The following is a 13095-nucleotide window of genomic DNA, read 5'->3' on the forward strand; positions in this document are numbered from 1 at the left end:
GCCCGGCTGCCGGTCAACTGCCGGACGGGGAGCCTGCCCGCGGCCCGGAACAGCCGGGCGTTGGTGTTGGCCCCGAGCCCGTCCGGCCGCCGCTCCGCGACCGCGTGCACCACCTGGACGCCCGCCCCGCGCGCCGCGTCGGCCAGCGCGGCCACCCGGGCCAGCATGCCGGAGTCGCGCGCCTCCTTCGCCAGCTCGGGCAGCGCGCTCTCCTCCCCGACGACGCCGTTCTGGCATTCGACGGTGAGCAGCGCGGTGGTGGCGGGATCGAGATCCGGCATGGCTCCCCCTGGCGTGACGACCCGTGAGCCCGCATGATTCCTGACACATAGTCAGATGTGAAGGGGTGCGGGACGGATGGACGGGACACGCTCGGGCGGGACCCAGCGGCGGGGCCGCCGCATCATGATGACGGACGAGGAGGTGGACGCCTTCCTGCGCGAGCAGCGCACCTGCCGGGTGGCGACGGTCTCCCCCGACGGGCGCCCGCACGTGGGCGCCCTGTGGTTCGCCTGGGACGGCAGCTCGCTGTGGCTGTACTCGATCACGCGCAGCCGCCGCTGGTCCGACCTCCGCGAGGACCCCCGGATCTCGGTGGTCGTGGACTCCGGGGAGTCGTACGGCGAACTGCGCGGCGTGGAGCTGTCCGGCACCGCGGTCTTCGTGGGCGAGGCTCCGCGCACGGGTGAACCGTGCCCGGAGCTGGCCGAGGCCGAGCGGATCTTCCCCGTCAAGAACTTCGGGATCGAGGAGATGCCGCACGACGGCCGGCACGCCTGGATACGCCTCACTCCGGAGTCGATCGTCTCCTGGGACTTCCGCAAGCTCTAGGTGTTCTGTCCCGGGAGGTTGTGGACGGGTGAGCCAGGTCTCGGTAGGGATCTTGACTCAGTCTCCAAGATCCCCGACCTCGTCACCCGCGATCAGCTCTGCGTCTCCTCGCGGCGTCCAAGGGCGGCCGCATCGGGTAGGACGAGCAGCTTGCCGGTGGTACGCCGAGCCTCCAGATCGCTGTGGGCCTGGGCGGCCTCGGACAATGCGTAGCGGCCCGTGACGGTGACCTCAAGCGCCTTGGAGCGCACCCACTCGAACACATCGGCGGCCCGTCGGAGCAGTTCGGACCGATCGGCGATGAAGTCCCCGAGGCTGGGCCGGATCAGGGTCAGCGAACCGCCGTGGGCGAGCCGAATCGGATCAAACGGCGGCACGGCACCACTTGCCGCGCCGAAGAGCACGAGATGGCCGCGGGTCCGCAGGCTGGCGAGGCTCGCATCGAAGGTGTGCGCGCCGACGCCGTCGAAGACAACCGGCAGTCCCTGACCGCCGTTGAGCCGCCTCACCTCGGCTGCGAGATCGTCGACCGCGGAGGAGAGGACCACCTCAGCGGCCCCGGCACGCTTCGCCAGCTCGGCCTTCGCCGTGGTCGACGTCGTGCCGATCACCCTGCCGCCGAGATGGGTGATGAGCTGGGTCAAAAGCAGCCCCATGCCACCAGCAGCCGCATGCACGAGCACCGTGTCGCCCCCCTGAACCGGGTAGGCGTCCTTGACGAGATAGTGCGCGGTCATGCCTTGCAGGAGCACGGCGGCGGCTGTCTCGAAGCCGATGTCGTCGGGCAGCGGCACCAGCCGGGAGGAGTCCACGACGGCCCGCTCGGCATACGTGCCGGGAATCTCCACCCAACCGACCCGGTCCCCGACTGCGACGTCAGCGACGCCGGGTCCGACTTCGACGACCGTGCCGGCGCCCTCAGCGCCCGGGGTGAAGGGCAGCGGGAGGCTGTACCGGCCTTCGCGGTGGTAGACGTCGAGGAAGTTGACCCCGGATGCGGCGACCTCCACGACCGCCTCGCCCGGACCCGGCCGCGGCTGGTCCACCTCGGCCTCCCGCAGCACCTCGGGACCGCCCACTTCGTGTACCTGAATCGCTCGCATGGCCCTCCAATAACGGCTCGTCCCCCACCAACACCGTTGATGGCTCATCCCCCACCAACCCCGTTGATGGCGATCCGATTCCCGGCAAGCAGACCAGCCCGCCGCCCACGCCGCCTCCTCCCGCGTCGGCGCGAAGAACAGATGCAGCTCCCCCAGACCAACGGCAAGGCCGAACGCTTCAACGGCGCCCTGCTCGACGAATGGGCCTACGCCCGCCCCTGCCGGTCGGACGCCGGTCACGCCCCGGCCCGGAGCTGGGCGGCCGCCGACCGGCGCAGCGCATCGACCGCGGCCCGGATGGAGGGCCGCCGGTCGGCGTCCGCGCGCCAGACGGCGTACACGTGGCGGCGCACGCTGTCGCAGACCGGCAGGAGCCGGACCCCGGACGGCACCGGCCCCCGGCCCAGCTTCGGCGCCACGCACACCCCGAGGCCGGCCTCCACGAAGGCCAGCTGGGTGTGGTGCTCCTCGGCGATGTGGGCGATGCGCGGCTCGATCCCGGTCCCGCGCAGGGTGAAGACCAGCCATTCGTGGCAGAACTGGCCCTCGTTCCAGGAGATCCAGTCGTCGTCGGCGAACTCGGCGAGGGAGATCTGCGTCCGGTCGGCCAGCCGGTGGCCGGCCGGAACGGCGATGTCCACGGAGTCGTCCAGCAGGTGGGTGCGGGCGAGCTCGGCGGGCACCGGCATCCGCTTGTTGTGCCAGTCGATGGCCAGGGCCATGTCGAGGTCCCCGCGCACCACCGCGGCCATGCTCTCCTCCGGTTCCCGCTCGCGCACCAGGGCCCGCAGCTCCGGATGGTCCGTGCGCAGGACCGCCAGCGCCCCGGGCAGCAGTCCGCGCATCGCCGTCGGGAAGGCGCCGATCCGCAGCTCGCCGACGGCGCAGCCGCGCCGGGCCTCGACGTCGGCCTGGGCGAGCTCCACCTGGCTGATGATCCGGGCGGCGTGGTCGGCGAGCAGCCGCCCGGCGTCGGTGAGCCGGACCCCGCGGCCGTTCTTGGCCAGGAGCGGCTGGCCCACCTCCCGCTCCAGCTTGGCCATCTGCTGGGACACGGCGGAGGTGGTGACGTGCAGTCCGTCGGCCGCGCCGCCGACCGAACCGTGGCGGGCGAGGGCGTCGAGGGTGCGCAGGCGCTCCAGGTTCAACATGTAAGCGATGCTACGACGTAAGTCCGAGAAACTCTCGCTTGTCCTACGAAGTTGATACAAGCACAGTAAGGGCCATGAGCGCACCCGCGGTCCCCCGCCCCGACCTCCCGAACCCCGCCCCGGCCTCCGTGACCGGCCCGGACGCGGCGTCGGCAGCACCGCCGGCACCGCCGGCCCGCCGCGGCCGACTCGACTGGCGCGTCCGCTTCGCGGTCCTCTCCGTCGTCTGGGGCTTCAGCTTCCTCCTGATCAAGGTGGGTACGGAGGCGTACGCCCCCTTCCACGTCGCCCTGGGCCGGGTGCTGTTCGGGGCGCTCGCGCTGCTCGCCGTACTGCTGGTGCGCCGGGAACCCCTCCCCCGGGGGCTGCGCACCTGGGGTCACCTGACGGTGGCGGCGCTCCTGCTCAACACCGCGCCGTTCTCCCTCTTCGCCTACGCGGAGCTCACCATCCCCTCGGGCCTCGCGGGGATCTGCAACGCCACCTCCCCGCTGTGGGGCATGGCGCTGTCGCTCGTGGCACTGTCCGAGGACCGCCCGACGCGCCGCCGCTTCGCGGGCCTCGGACTCGGCTTCCTCGGCGTGCTCACCGTCCTCGGCGCCTGGCAGGGCTTCTCGGGGGTCGACGGCAAGGGCACCGCGCTCGCCCTGCTGGCCTCGCTCTGCTACCCGATCGGCTGGATCTACGTCCGCCGCACGCTGGCCGGCACCCCGGGCTCCCCGGCCGCCATGACCGGGGCCCAGCTCCTGATCTCCACGCTGCAACTCATCGCGATGAGCGCCGCGTTCACCTCGGCCCCCACGTCCTTCCCGCTCTGGCCGACCTTGTCGGTGATCGCCCTGGGCGCCCTGGGTACGGGCATGGCGCTGCAGATGCAGTACGGCCTGGTGACGGAGGTCGGCCCGACCACCGCCCAGATGGTCACCTACTTCATCCCGGTCATCGCGACCGCGGCGGGCGTCCTGGTCCTCGGCGAACAGCTCCACTGGAACACCCCGGTCGGCGCCCTGATCGTCCTGGCGGGCGCCGCCCTGACCCAGACCCGCCCCGCCCCCCGCGCGCGCCCCTGACGTCCGCCCCTCACCTGCCGTCCCGGAACGCACGCCCAACGCCCCCGCCCCGGCCCCGCACGGGGGCCGGGGGCCCCGGCCGGGCCCGGCGCGCCCCCGCCCGCAGATCCACGTGCACGCGGGCCGCCGCGCACGCCCAAGCGGCCGCGCAGACTCGGGGACGCGCAGACTCGGGGCCGCGCAGGCACACGCAGCCGCGCCCGCTCAGTCGTACCTGACCCCCGGCGCCCCCGGTCGGACCGCCGCGGCCACCGCTTCCGCCAGCCCCGGCACCTCCGCCGCCCGCAGCCGTGACACCGTCAGCCGCACGCCCGGTCCCGACTCCACCCGGAACCGCGCCCCCGCCGCCACCGCCCAGCCCGCGGCCAGCAGCCGCGTCACCACCGCGGTCTCGTCCGCGACCGGCACCCACACGTTCATCCCGCTCCGGCCGTGCGCCGGCACCCCCCGCTCCGCCAGCGCCGCGACCAGCGCGTCCCGCCGCTCCCCGTACGCACGCGCCACCGCCACCCGGTCCACCGCGCCCGAGGACCACAGCTCGACCACCGCGTCCTGGAGCAGCCGGCTCACCCAGCCCGGACCGAGCCGCTGCCGGCCCCGCACCCGGTCCAAGGTCACCGCGTCCCCCGTCAGCACGGCCAGCCGCAGGTCCGGACCGTACGCCTTGGCCGTGGACCGGACCAGCGCCCAGTGCCTGGTCACCCCTCCCAGCGGACGCAGCGGGAGGTCCACGAATCCGTGCCCGTGGTCGTCCTCGACCACCAGCACCCCTGGGTGGGCCGCCAGCAGCCCCCGCAGCTCCGCCGCCCGCCGCGCGCCCACCGCGGCCCCGGTCGGGTTCTGCGCCCGCGCGGTCACCACCAGGGCCCGCGCCCCGGCCGCCAGGGCCCGGGCCAGCGCGTCCGGGACGGGGCCGTCGTCGTCCACCGCCACGGGCAGCACCCGCAGGCCGAGCGCCGCGGCGAGGTCCAGCACGCTGCCCCACCCCGGATCCTCGACCGCGACGCCGTCCCCCGGCCGCAGGTGCGCGGCCAGGACCCGCTCGATCCCGTCCAGCGCCCCCGAGGCCACCGCGACCGGCCCCTCCGGCACCCCGTCCGCGTCCAGCCCGGCCCGCGCGAGACGGGCCAACTCGGGAAGGACCGGGTCCTGCCCGTAGAGGGCGGGCGCCTGCGCGTACCGCCGGGCGGCGGCGGCCAGCGGCCCGGCCAGCGACGGCAGCAGCGCCACGTCCGGATTGCCGTCGGTGAGGTCCCGTACGCCCTCCGGCACCAGCGTGCGCGAAGCGTCCCGCGGGGCGCTCGACGGCCGGGCCCGGACCCTGCTGCCCCGGCGCCCGTCCGTCTCGATGACACCGCGCTCGCGCAGCGCGCGGTACGCCGCGGCGACCGTGTTGGGGTTGACGCCCAGCGCGCCGGCCAGCTCCCGCACCGGCGGCAGAAGCGCTCCCGGCGCGAGCACGCCCGTCCCCACACCGTCCTCGACGCTGGCCGCGATATCCGATGCGCGCCGCCCTGTGATTCGATACTCTCCTAGCACAAAGTCTATTATGCACTAATACAATGGAGAATCGAGCATGACCACCACTTCCACGCCGGCGACGACCGGACAGCGGCCCGCGGACTCCTACGCGCCCACCGACCGCACGGTCCCCACCCGCTCCCGCGAGCGGGCCCGCTACGACCGCGAGACCGTCCACGCGATCCTGGACGAGGCCTGTGTCTGCCACCTCGGCTTCGTCCGCGACGGCGCCCCGGTGGTCCTGCCCACGCTCTTCGCCCGCGTCGGCGAGACCCTCTACGTCCACGGCTCGACCGGCTCGCGCCCGCTGCGCGCGGCCGGCCAGGCCGACCCCGGCCTCCCCGTCTGCCTGACCGTCACCCACCTCGACGGCCTGGTGCTGGCACGCTCCGCCTTCCACCACTCGCTCAACTACCGTTCGGTGGTCGTGCACGGCACGGCCCGCCAGGTCACGGACGAGGCGGAGTGCCGCCTCGCCCTGGACGCGCTGGTCGACCACGTCGTCCCGGGCCGCTCCGCCGACTCCCGCCCCGCGAACGCCAGGGAGCTCGCGGCCACGGCCGTGCTGCGCCTGGACCTCGCCGAGGTGTCCGCGAAGATCCGCACCGGCGGCCCGAACGACGACGCCGAGGACCTGGCCCTGCCGCACTGGGCGGGCGTGGTCCCGGTCGCCCCGGCGTACGGAGTCCCCGTGCCCGCCGCGGACCTGGCCCCCGGCACCGCCGTACCGGGCTACCTCTCCGCGCTCTGAGTGCTGCGCCGCGGCGCGGCCGGCGCCAGCGCCGGGCCACCCCCCGGCCCGCCCCCCGGCCGCTGCGACTCGGCCGCGATCAGCGCGCCGACGGCCGTGAGCAGCAGTACGGTGCCCAGCGCCACGGCGCCGGTCAGCCGCTCCCCGAGCAGCAGGACGGCGATCACCGCCGCGCTGACCGGCTCGATCAGCATGATCACCGACACGGTCGCCGCCCGTACGGCGGCGGCCCCCGTGAAGTAGAGCGCGTACGCCAGGGCGGTCGGCACGGTGGCGACGTACACCAGCAGCCACAGCACGCGCCCGACATCGGCCGTGTGCGGCAGCAGCCCCTCCACGGCGGCGAGCGGCAGCAGGCACACCGTGCCCACGCCGACCGACCAGGCTGTGGTGACGAGCGGGTCCCCGCCCGCGCCGCGCTGTCCGAGCCACCGGGCCCGCAGGGTCATCGCCGCGTACCCGGCGGCGGACAGCAGGGCCCAGCCGACGCCCACCGGCCGCACCTCGGCGCCCCCGCTGCCCAGCACCAGGACGGCCAGTCCCGCCAGCGCCCCGGCGACGGCGGCCGTCCCGCCGCGGCCGAGCCGCTCTCCCATCCAGTGCCGGGCGCCCAGGGCGATCAGCACGGGGCCGGCCCCCAGGGTGACCACGGTGCCGACGGCGAGGCCGGTCTCCCGCACGGCGGCGAAGTAGGCGGCCTGGAAGAGGGTGAACAACAAGCCGGTCCCGACCAGCGAGCGCGCCGACGGCCGCGCCCTGCCCGGCCCCGGGCGCGGCCGCCGCCGTACGGCGAGCACCGCCAGCAGCACCACGAGCCCCCCGGCGCACCGCCAGAAGGACAGGGCGAGGGGGCCGAGGTCACTGGCCAGGAAGAGGAGGGAGGCGGCCGCTCCGGCGGTGCCCCAGGCGGCTCCGGCGACGACGAGGTACAGCAGACTGCGCCCGGCGGCGGGCGAGTGGTTCGACACGTGTGGCTCCGCGCATGCGTGAAGGATGAGAGAGGCAGGTCATCGCTTCGCGGGCAGCACGTACCCGCCCGGGAACACCGGGCCGGGGTACCGGTTCACGGAAGTGCCGCCCGCCTAGGCGGGAGGCGGGAGCACGGTCGAAGGCATGGTCGCAACCTATGCCGCGGTGGTCTCGCGGTCCAGCACGGCCGGGTCCGCCGCCGCCGGCGGGGTCGGCCGGGAGGACTGCGCGATGAAGGCGCCGCCCAGCACCAGCCCGCCTCCGACGATCTGCCAGGTGGAGAGGTACTCGCCGAGCAGGATCCACGCCAGGACGGTCGCGATCACCGCCTCCAGGCAGGCCACGACGCCGGCGACCTGGGGCGAGAGCCTGCGCACCGACACCACACCGGTCAGGTAGGCGAGCACGGTCGCCACCAGCACCACCCAGCCCAGCAGCAGCCAGGCGGGCAGCATCGTGCCGTCGAGGGAGGCCTCTCCCCCCAGCACCCGCCAGTCCATCTGCCAGGGCCGGGCGATGACCGTCATCACCAGCGTGCCGACGAGCATGCCGTACGCGATCACCCCGAGCGGATCGGGGACGTCGTCGCCGTCGGTGCCCTGGTCGGCGAAGACGAAGTAGAAGGCCTGGCAGCAGGCTGCGGCGAGGCCGAGCAGCACCCCGAGGAGGTCCAGGCTCAGCCCGGCCCAGATCTCGACCACGCAGGCCAGCCCGGCGACGGCCACGGCGGCCCCGGCGGCGGCGGCCCGGGTCACCGGCTTGCGCTGCACGAAGCGGATCCAGCCGAGCAGCAGCGCCGGCCCGAGGTACTCCAGCAGCAGGGCCACACCCACCGGGATGCGCGAGAGGGAGGCGAAGTAGAAGGCCTGCACGCCGGCGACGCCGATCAGTCCGAAGCCCGCGAGCAGCGCGGGCTTGCGGTACAGCAGATCCCGGTGGCGCCAGGCGAGCGGTGACAGCACGAGCGCCGCCCCGGCCACTCTGAGCCAGACCGTGTGGAGGGGGTCCAGACCCGCCTCGATCAGCGGCTTCGCCGCCACACCGGAACCACCGAACGCGAACGCCGAGACGAGGGCGAGGCCCAGTCCGGCGTGTCTCCCTGACGCTTGCATCGGGCCATCATGGCAGGGGCGGTCAGCACCGTCACCGCCATGACACCTGTTGAGACGCACCCGATACCGGGGGCGGACCGCGCCGACCACATCTGACAGGTCGTCAGTATTGAATGTTCCGCCCGCCGGGGCTACCTTCCGCCGCACGTACCCGACGAGAAGGGGTGGTCGCATGGCCGAAGTCACCGCGGAATCACGCATCGAGGCGCCCGCCGCGAAGCTCTGGTCCCAACTGACGGACTGGGACGCGTACGGCCAGTGGAGCACCACCCACACCGATTTCCCGAAGGGCGGTCCGCAGACCCTCGCCGTCGGGTCCGCCTTCGCCGAGAACATGAAGATGATGGGCTTCCCCGCCGAGGTCCTGTGGACCGTCGCGGAGCTGGAGGAGGAGCGCCTCCTCGCGATCACCGGCAAGGGCCCGATGGGCGTGGCCGTCCTGACCCGGTACACCCTCGTCCCGGACGGCGGGGCGACCACGGTCCGCATCGACGGCGAGTTCACGGGGGCGGCCGTCTCGCTGATGGCGGGCAAGCTCAAGGACTCGGCCACCGCGGCGCTGAACGAATCGCTGCGCAGGCTCGCCGCCCTGGTCGCCTGACCTCGACGGTCTTGTCGGCACCCGTCGCTGCGAGATCCTGCCGGCCGGCGAGTTCCTCACGCCGGTGGAGCGACACCCACACGGGGACCGGCGCCGCCGACCAGGCACGCGCGGGCCCGCAGGGCGGGCCAGTCAGCCCGGATTGGCCTTTGTCGGTGCCGGCGGACGGGCCCTACGGTCGGAGCATGCGCATCCGAATCGTCGACGCCTTCACCGACCGCCCCTTCCACGGCAACCCCGCGGCCGTCCTGCTCTTCGACGCCGCGTTCCCCCCGGACACCTGGCTCCAGCAGGTCGCGGCCGAGGTCAACCTCTCCGAGACCGCCTTCGCCCACCCCCTGCCGCCCGGCGGGGAGGCCGACTGGGCGCTGCGCTGGTTCACCCCGGCCGCCGAGGTCGACATGTGCGGCCACGCCACGCTCGCCACCGCCCACGTCCTCGCGTCGAGCGGCCTGGCCACCGGGCTGATCCGTTTCGCCGCCCGCTGCGGCATCCTCACGGCCGAGGCCACCGGGGACGGCTCGGTCACGATGGACTTCCCGACGTCCTCGCTGACCCCCGTCGACGCGCCGGCCTCGGTGGGCCACGCCCTCGGAGGGGCCCCGATCCTCTCGGTGCACGACACCTCCGCCCACATCGGTGACCTGCTCGTGGAACTCGCCGACGAGCGGACCGTACGCGAACTGGAACCGGACTACGGCGCGATGCGGGCCTTCGCCCGGCGCGGGGTGATCGTCACCGCTGCCGCCGAGGACCCCTCCCTCGGGTACGACTTCGTCTCCCGCGGTTTCTTCCCCGCCTTCGGGATCGACGAGGACCCCGTCACCGGCAGCGCCCACACCGCGCTCGCCCCCTTCTGGGCCGCGCGCCTGGGCCGTACCGAGCTGACCGGCCTCCAGGGCGGGGCCCGCCGGGGCCTGGTGCGGGTCACCCTGGCGGGCGAGCGCACCCTGCTCGGCGGTCACGCGGTGACCGTCCTCGACGGAGAGCTGCTCACCGCCCCCTGACCAGACCGCCGTATGCGTCACGAGCGCCGTACCGGGGCCCGCCCGTCGGGCCCGACCACCGGGCCCGGCCACCGGGCCCCCGCCACGCCCGCCCACCGGCCCCGCGCCCCCTCACGGCGTGGGCAGCCAGCCCACCTTGCCCGCGAGCAGCGCGTACCCGCCGAAGGCCACGATGTCGAGCAGCGCGTGCGCGACGACCAGCGGCCCCACCCGCCCCCAGCGGCGGTAGGCCAGGACGAAGACCGCGCCCATGACCACGTTGCCGATGAAGCCGCCGATGCCCTGGTAGAGGTGGTACGAGCCGCGCAGCAGCGAGCTGGCCAGCAGCGCGGCCAACGGCGACCAGCCCAGCTGGTCGAGCCTGCGCAGCAGGTAGGCCAGCACGATGACCTCCTCCACCACGGAGTTCTGCACCGCGGAGAGGATCAGCACGGGGAACTTCCACCACACGTCGGGCAGCGCCTCGGGCACCACCGTCAGATTGAAGCCGGCCGCCCGCGCCCCCAGGTAGAACGCCAACCCCGCGCTGCCGATCCCGGCGGCCACGACGGCGCCCCGGCCCAGGTCCCACCAGGGGCGCGTGCGGTCGAAGCCCAGGACGCGCAGTCCGGGCGCGCCTTCGCGGGTGATCAGGTGCGCCACCAGCAGGACGGGGACGAGGGCGCTCGCGATCCCGAACAGCTGCCAGGCCAGGTCCAGCCAGGGGCGACCGGGGGCGTAGGAGCCGTTGAGGGTGGCGGCCTGGTCCTTCAGCCCGCCGGGCTTGGTCAGCGAGCCGATGAAGCTGATCAGCGCCGAGACCCCGCTCGCGCCCAGCGACAGGGCCAGGACGAGCAGCGTTTCGGTGCGCAGAATGCCCCGCTGCCCGTCCCCGCGCAGTTCCACGACCACCGGCTCCGGCTCCGCCCGCACGTCCGACTCCCGTTCCGCCATCCCGTCACGACCACCCCATACTGCCTCCTCGGGGGGCCGGACGGATCACCGCGCCGGGATCGGCGACCGCCGCGCCGGGATCGGCGACCGCCGCGCGGGGATCGACGGCCGCCGATCCCGTACCGGCGGCCGCCGCGCGGGCCGGGCACCGCTCAGCGCACCGCCGGCAGCGGAGGGCGCACCTCCTCCTCCGCGATCCCGACGGGCCAGGTGTGCACGGGCTCCCCCTGGTGCATCAGGCGGCTGTAGCGCCGGGTGGTCGCGGCCAGCGCCTCGTCCCGGTCCAGGCCGGCCGCGAGCGCCCGGTGGTAGGTGTCCACCTGCCAGGTGGCACCGTTGACCCGGCGGCGGCAGCGCTCCTCGATGATGCCGAGGTAGTGGTCGCGGTCGGCCGGCTCGATCCCCCAGGCGTCCAGGCCGGCCGCCGCCATCGGCAGCAGCTCGTCCAGGACCAGCCGCACGGCGGGCACGCTCGCCAGCCCCCCGCCCCGGCCGCGGCGCGGCCACCGCAGCCGCGCGTCGATCCCGTACCGGCAGGCGGCGTCGAAGTTGGCCTCCGCCTCGGGGAAGGGCAGCCGGGTCCAGACCGGCCGCTGCTCGTCGGCGAGGGTCCGTACCAGCCCGTAGTAGAAGGCGGCGTTGGCGACGACGTCCGCGACGGTGGGCCCGGCCGGCAGCACGCGGTTCTCCACCCGCAGGTGCGGCGCGCCGTCGGCGACCCCGTACACGGGCCGGTTCCAGCGGTACACGGTCCCGTTGTGCAGGACCAGCTCCTGGAGCCGCGGCACCCCGCCCTCGGCGAGCACCCGCAGCGGCTCCTCCTCGTCGCAGATCGGCAGCAGTGAGGGGAAGTAGCGGACGTTCTCGGCGAACAGCTCGTACGGGGAGTCCACCCAGCGCTCACCGAACCAGGTCCGCGGCCGCACCCCCTGGGCCTGGAGCTCGGGCGGCCGGGTGTCGGTGGCCTGCTGGAACAGCGGCGGCCGCGATTCGCGCCACAGCTCCCGCCCGAACAGGAACGGCGAGTTGGCCCCGACGGCGATCTGCACGGCGGCCACGGCCTGCGCCGCGTTCCAGACGGCCGCGAAGCGGGCCGGGGTCACCTGCAGGTGCAGCTGTACGGAAGTACAGGCCGCCTCCGCCACGATCGACCCGGAGGTCCAGGTCAACCGCTCCACCCCGTCGATGTCGAGGGTGAAGTCCTCGCCGCGCATCATCAGGATCTGCTCGTTCAGCAGCGAGTAGCGGTCCACCGCCGACAGGTTGGCGGTCACCAGGTCGTCGCGGGAGATCGTCGGCAGGATTCCGATCATCACGACCCCGGCGTCGATCTCCGCGGCCTGCCGGTGGGCGTAACCCAGTCCGGCGCTGAGCTCCTCGGCGAGCTGGTCGAAAACCCGGCCCCCGAGACGGTGCGGAAGGACGTTCACCTCCAGGTTGAACATTCCGAGCTCGGTCTGGAAATCAGGGCTCGCAATCCGCTCCAGCACCTGCGCATTCACCATTCGCGGCAAACCGTCGGCTCCCGTGAGATTCAACTCGATCTCCAGCCCCATCATGTTCTTGGGCCGATCGAACCTCTTCTCGGCCAGCAGCCGCTCCAACCCCTCCAGACACTCGTGGAGCTTCCTTCGATACCGCTGCCGATCGGACAGGTCGAATCCGCCTGCCACGACCTTCTCCCCCATCGAAGCGTCCCTCCTCGAGTGGGCCTTGCCCGGCACACCCAGGCCCGCGTTACGGTCGATGATGCCCCGGGGGCGTGATCCATAACGCCGAGGGGCGCGAGTGGCGAGGAGCGCGCGCCGGTTTGGCCGACAGGCGCTTCGGCACATTCACCTGACATGTCATCGTATGCAAATTCCCCGTCGAATTTGCCTCTTCAGGATTACCGGTGCTTTTCAGCCGAGCCCCCGTCCGGTAACCTCCGAGGTCAGCGCGACATGAGCGCGCACATGGGACATGAATGCCAAGGAAGCGGGGCTGGTAAGCGCCTTGCCCGCAATAGCCGGGACAGCTAGACGAAACACCGCGTGAACACATGTC

General features: G+C 73.7%; 12 protein-coding genes and 1 pseudogene. 5 read left to right on the top strand and 8 right to left on the bottom strand.

Annotation, left to right across the window (positions count from 1 at the left end):
• Positions 1-281 (bottom strand): annotated as a pseudogene (locus tag ACFWU6_RS29425) (cysteine hydrolase); the annotation flags it as partial.
• Positions 282-357: 76 nt separating this feature from the next.
• Between ACFWU6_RS29425 and ACFWU6_RS29430 the strand changes: the two are divergent.
• Positions 358-831, top strand: coding sequence for a pyridoxamine 5'-phosphate oxidase family protein (locus ACFWU6_RS29430; protein ID WP_383983985.1), 474 nt, complete (start codon positions 358-360; stop codon positions 829-831).
• Between the two features lie 92 nt (positions 832-923).
• On the opposite strand, the gene ACFWU6_RS29435 is transcribed toward ACFWU6_RS29430, so the two are convergent.
• Both ACFWU6_RS29435 and ACFWU6_RS29440 read right to left on the bottom strand, forming a co-directional pair.
• Positions 924-1934, bottom strand: a complete 1011-nt coding sequence (locus ACFWU6_RS29435) for a quinone oxidoreductase family protein (RefSeq protein WP_383811167.1) — start codon at positions 1932-1934, stop codon at positions 924-926.
• Positions 1935-2170: 236 nt separating this feature from the next.
• Complete coding sequence (locus tag ACFWU6_RS29440) at positions 2171-3085, bottom strand: LysR family transcriptional regulator (RefSeq protein ID WP_383983987.1); 915 nt, start codon at positions 3083-3085, stop codon at positions 2171-2173.
• 74 nt (positions 3086-3159) lie between these two features.
• On the opposite strand from ACFWU6_RS29440, the gene ACFWU6_RS29445 reads away from it, so the two are divergent.
• The gene (locus tag ACFWU6_RS29445) at positions 3160-4155 is read left to right on the top strand and encodes a DMT family transporter (protein ID WP_383983990.1); all 996 of its coding nucleotides are present in this window, start codon (positions 3160-3162) and stop codon (positions 4153-4155) included.
• Between the two features lie 204 nt (positions 4156-4359).
• Here ACFWU6_RS29445 and ACFWU6_RS29450 read toward each other — a convergent pair whose 3' ends face one another.
• On the bottom strand, positions 4360-5694 hold the full coding sequence (locus ACFWU6_RS29450) for an aminotransferase class I/II-fold pyridoxal phosphate-dependent enzyme (RefSeq protein WP_383811158.1): 1335 nt from the start codon (positions 5692-5694) through the stop codon (positions 4360-4362).
• 37 nt (positions 5695-5731) lie between these two features.
• Between ACFWU6_RS29450 and ACFWU6_RS29455 the strand changes: the two genes are divergently transcribed.
• Positions 5732-6427 (top strand): pyridoxamine 5'-phosphate oxidase family protein, encoded by a 696-nt coding sequence (locus tag ACFWU6_RS29455; RefSeq protein ID WP_383811155.1) that lies wholly within the window; start codon positions 5732-5734, stop codon positions 6425-6427.
• Here the strand turns inward: ACFWU6_RS29455 and ACFWU6_RS29460 are convergent.
• Positions 6409-7395, bottom strand: a complete 987-nt coding sequence (locus ACFWU6_RS29460) for a DMT family transporter (protein ID WP_383983993.1) — start codon at positions 7393-7395, stop codon at positions 6409-6411. The genes ACFWU6_RS29455 and ACFWU6_RS29460 overlap by 19 nt on opposite strands.
• 156 nt (positions 7396-7551) lie before the next feature.
• A complete protein-coding gene (locus ACFWU6_RS29465; RefSeq protein ID WP_383811149.1) occupies positions 7552-8508 on the bottom strand; it encodes a DMT family transporter in 957 nt (318 codons plus the stop codon).
• A 172-nt stretch (positions 8509-8680) separates the two neighbouring features.
• On the opposite strand from ACFWU6_RS29465, the gene ACFWU6_RS29470 reads away from it, so the two are divergent.
• Both ACFWU6_RS29470 and ACFWU6_RS29475 read left to right on the top strand, forming a co-directional pair.
• Entirely contained in the window at positions 8681-9109 is a 429-nt protein-coding gene (locus tag ACFWU6_RS29470) for an SRPBCC family protein (RefSeq protein ID WP_383811147.1), read from the top strand.
• A 185-nt stretch (positions 9110-9294) separates the two neighbouring features.
• On the top strand, positions 9295-10116 hold the full coding sequence (locus tag ACFWU6_RS29475; protein WP_383811144.1) for a PhzF family phenazine biosynthesis protein: 822 nt from the start codon (positions 9295-9297) through the stop codon (positions 10114-10116).
• A 111-nt stretch (positions 10117-10227) separates the two neighbouring features.
• On the opposite strand, the gene ACFWU6_RS29480 is transcribed toward ACFWU6_RS29475, so the two are convergent.
• Together ACFWU6_RS29480 and ACFWU6_RS29485 are read right to left on the bottom strand one after the other, a co-directional pair.
• On the bottom strand, positions 10228-11049 hold the full coding sequence (locus tag ACFWU6_RS29480) for a CPBP family intramembrane glutamic endopeptidase (RefSeq protein ID WP_383983996.1): 822 nt from the start codon (positions 11047-11049) through the stop codon (positions 10228-10230).
• A 152-nt stretch (positions 11050-11201) separates the two neighbouring features.
• Complete coding sequence (locus tag ACFWU6_RS29485; RefSeq protein ID WP_383983999.1) at positions 11202-12737, bottom strand: glutamate-cysteine ligase family protein; 1536 nt, start codon at positions 12735-12737, stop codon at positions 11202-11204.
• Positions 12738-13095 lie beyond the last annotated feature (358 nt).

This window comes from Streptomyces sp. NPDC058674 (genome assembly GCF_042716505.1).
GTDB lineage: Bacteria > Actinomycetota > Actinomycetes > Streptomycetales > Streptomycetaceae > Streptomyces.

Bases quoted from the DNA above. Each gene is read 5' to 3' on its own strand.
- ACFWU6_RS29430 (WP_383983985.1), top strand. From the start codon at position 358: ATGGACGGGACACGCTCGGGCGGGACCCAGCGGCGGGGCCGCCGCATC.
- ACFWU6_RS29435 (WP_383811167.1), bottom strand. From the start codon at position 1,934: ATGCGAGCGATTCAGGTACACGAAGTGGGCGGTCCCGAGGTGCTGCGG.
- ACFWU6_RS29440 (WP_383983987.1), bottom strand. From the start codon at position 3,085: ATGTTGAACCTGGAGCGCCTGCGCACCCTCGACGCCCTCGCCCGCCAC.
- ACFWU6_RS29445 (WP_383983990.1), top strand. From the start codon at position 3,160: ATGAGCGCACCCGCGGTCCCCCGCCCCGACCTCCCGAACCCCGCCCCG.
- ACFWU6_RS29455 (WP_383811155.1), top strand. From the start codon at position 5,732: ATGACCACCACTTCCACGCCGGCGACGACCGGACAGCGGCCCGCGGAC.
- ACFWU6_RS29465 (WP_383811149.1), bottom strand. From the start codon at position 8,508: ATGCAAGCGTCAGGGAGACACGCCGGACTGGGCCTCGCCCTCGTCTCG.
- ACFWU6_RS29470 (WP_383811147.1), top strand. From the start codon at position 8,681: ATGGCCGAAGTCACCGCGGAATCACGCATCGAGGCGCCCGCCGCGAAG.
- ACFWU6_RS29475 (WP_383811144.1), top strand. From the start codon at position 9,295: ATGCGCATCCGAATCGTCGACGCCTTCACCGACCGCCCCTTCCACGGC.
- ACFWU6_RS29480 (WP_383983996.1), bottom strand. From the start codon at position 11,049: ATGGCGGAACGGGAGTCGGACGTGCGGGCGGAGCCGGAGCCGGTGGTC.
- ACFWU6_RS29485 (WP_383983999.1), bottom strand. From the start codon at position 12,737: ATGGGGGAGAAGGTCGTGGCAGGCGGATTCGACCTGTCCGATCGGCAG.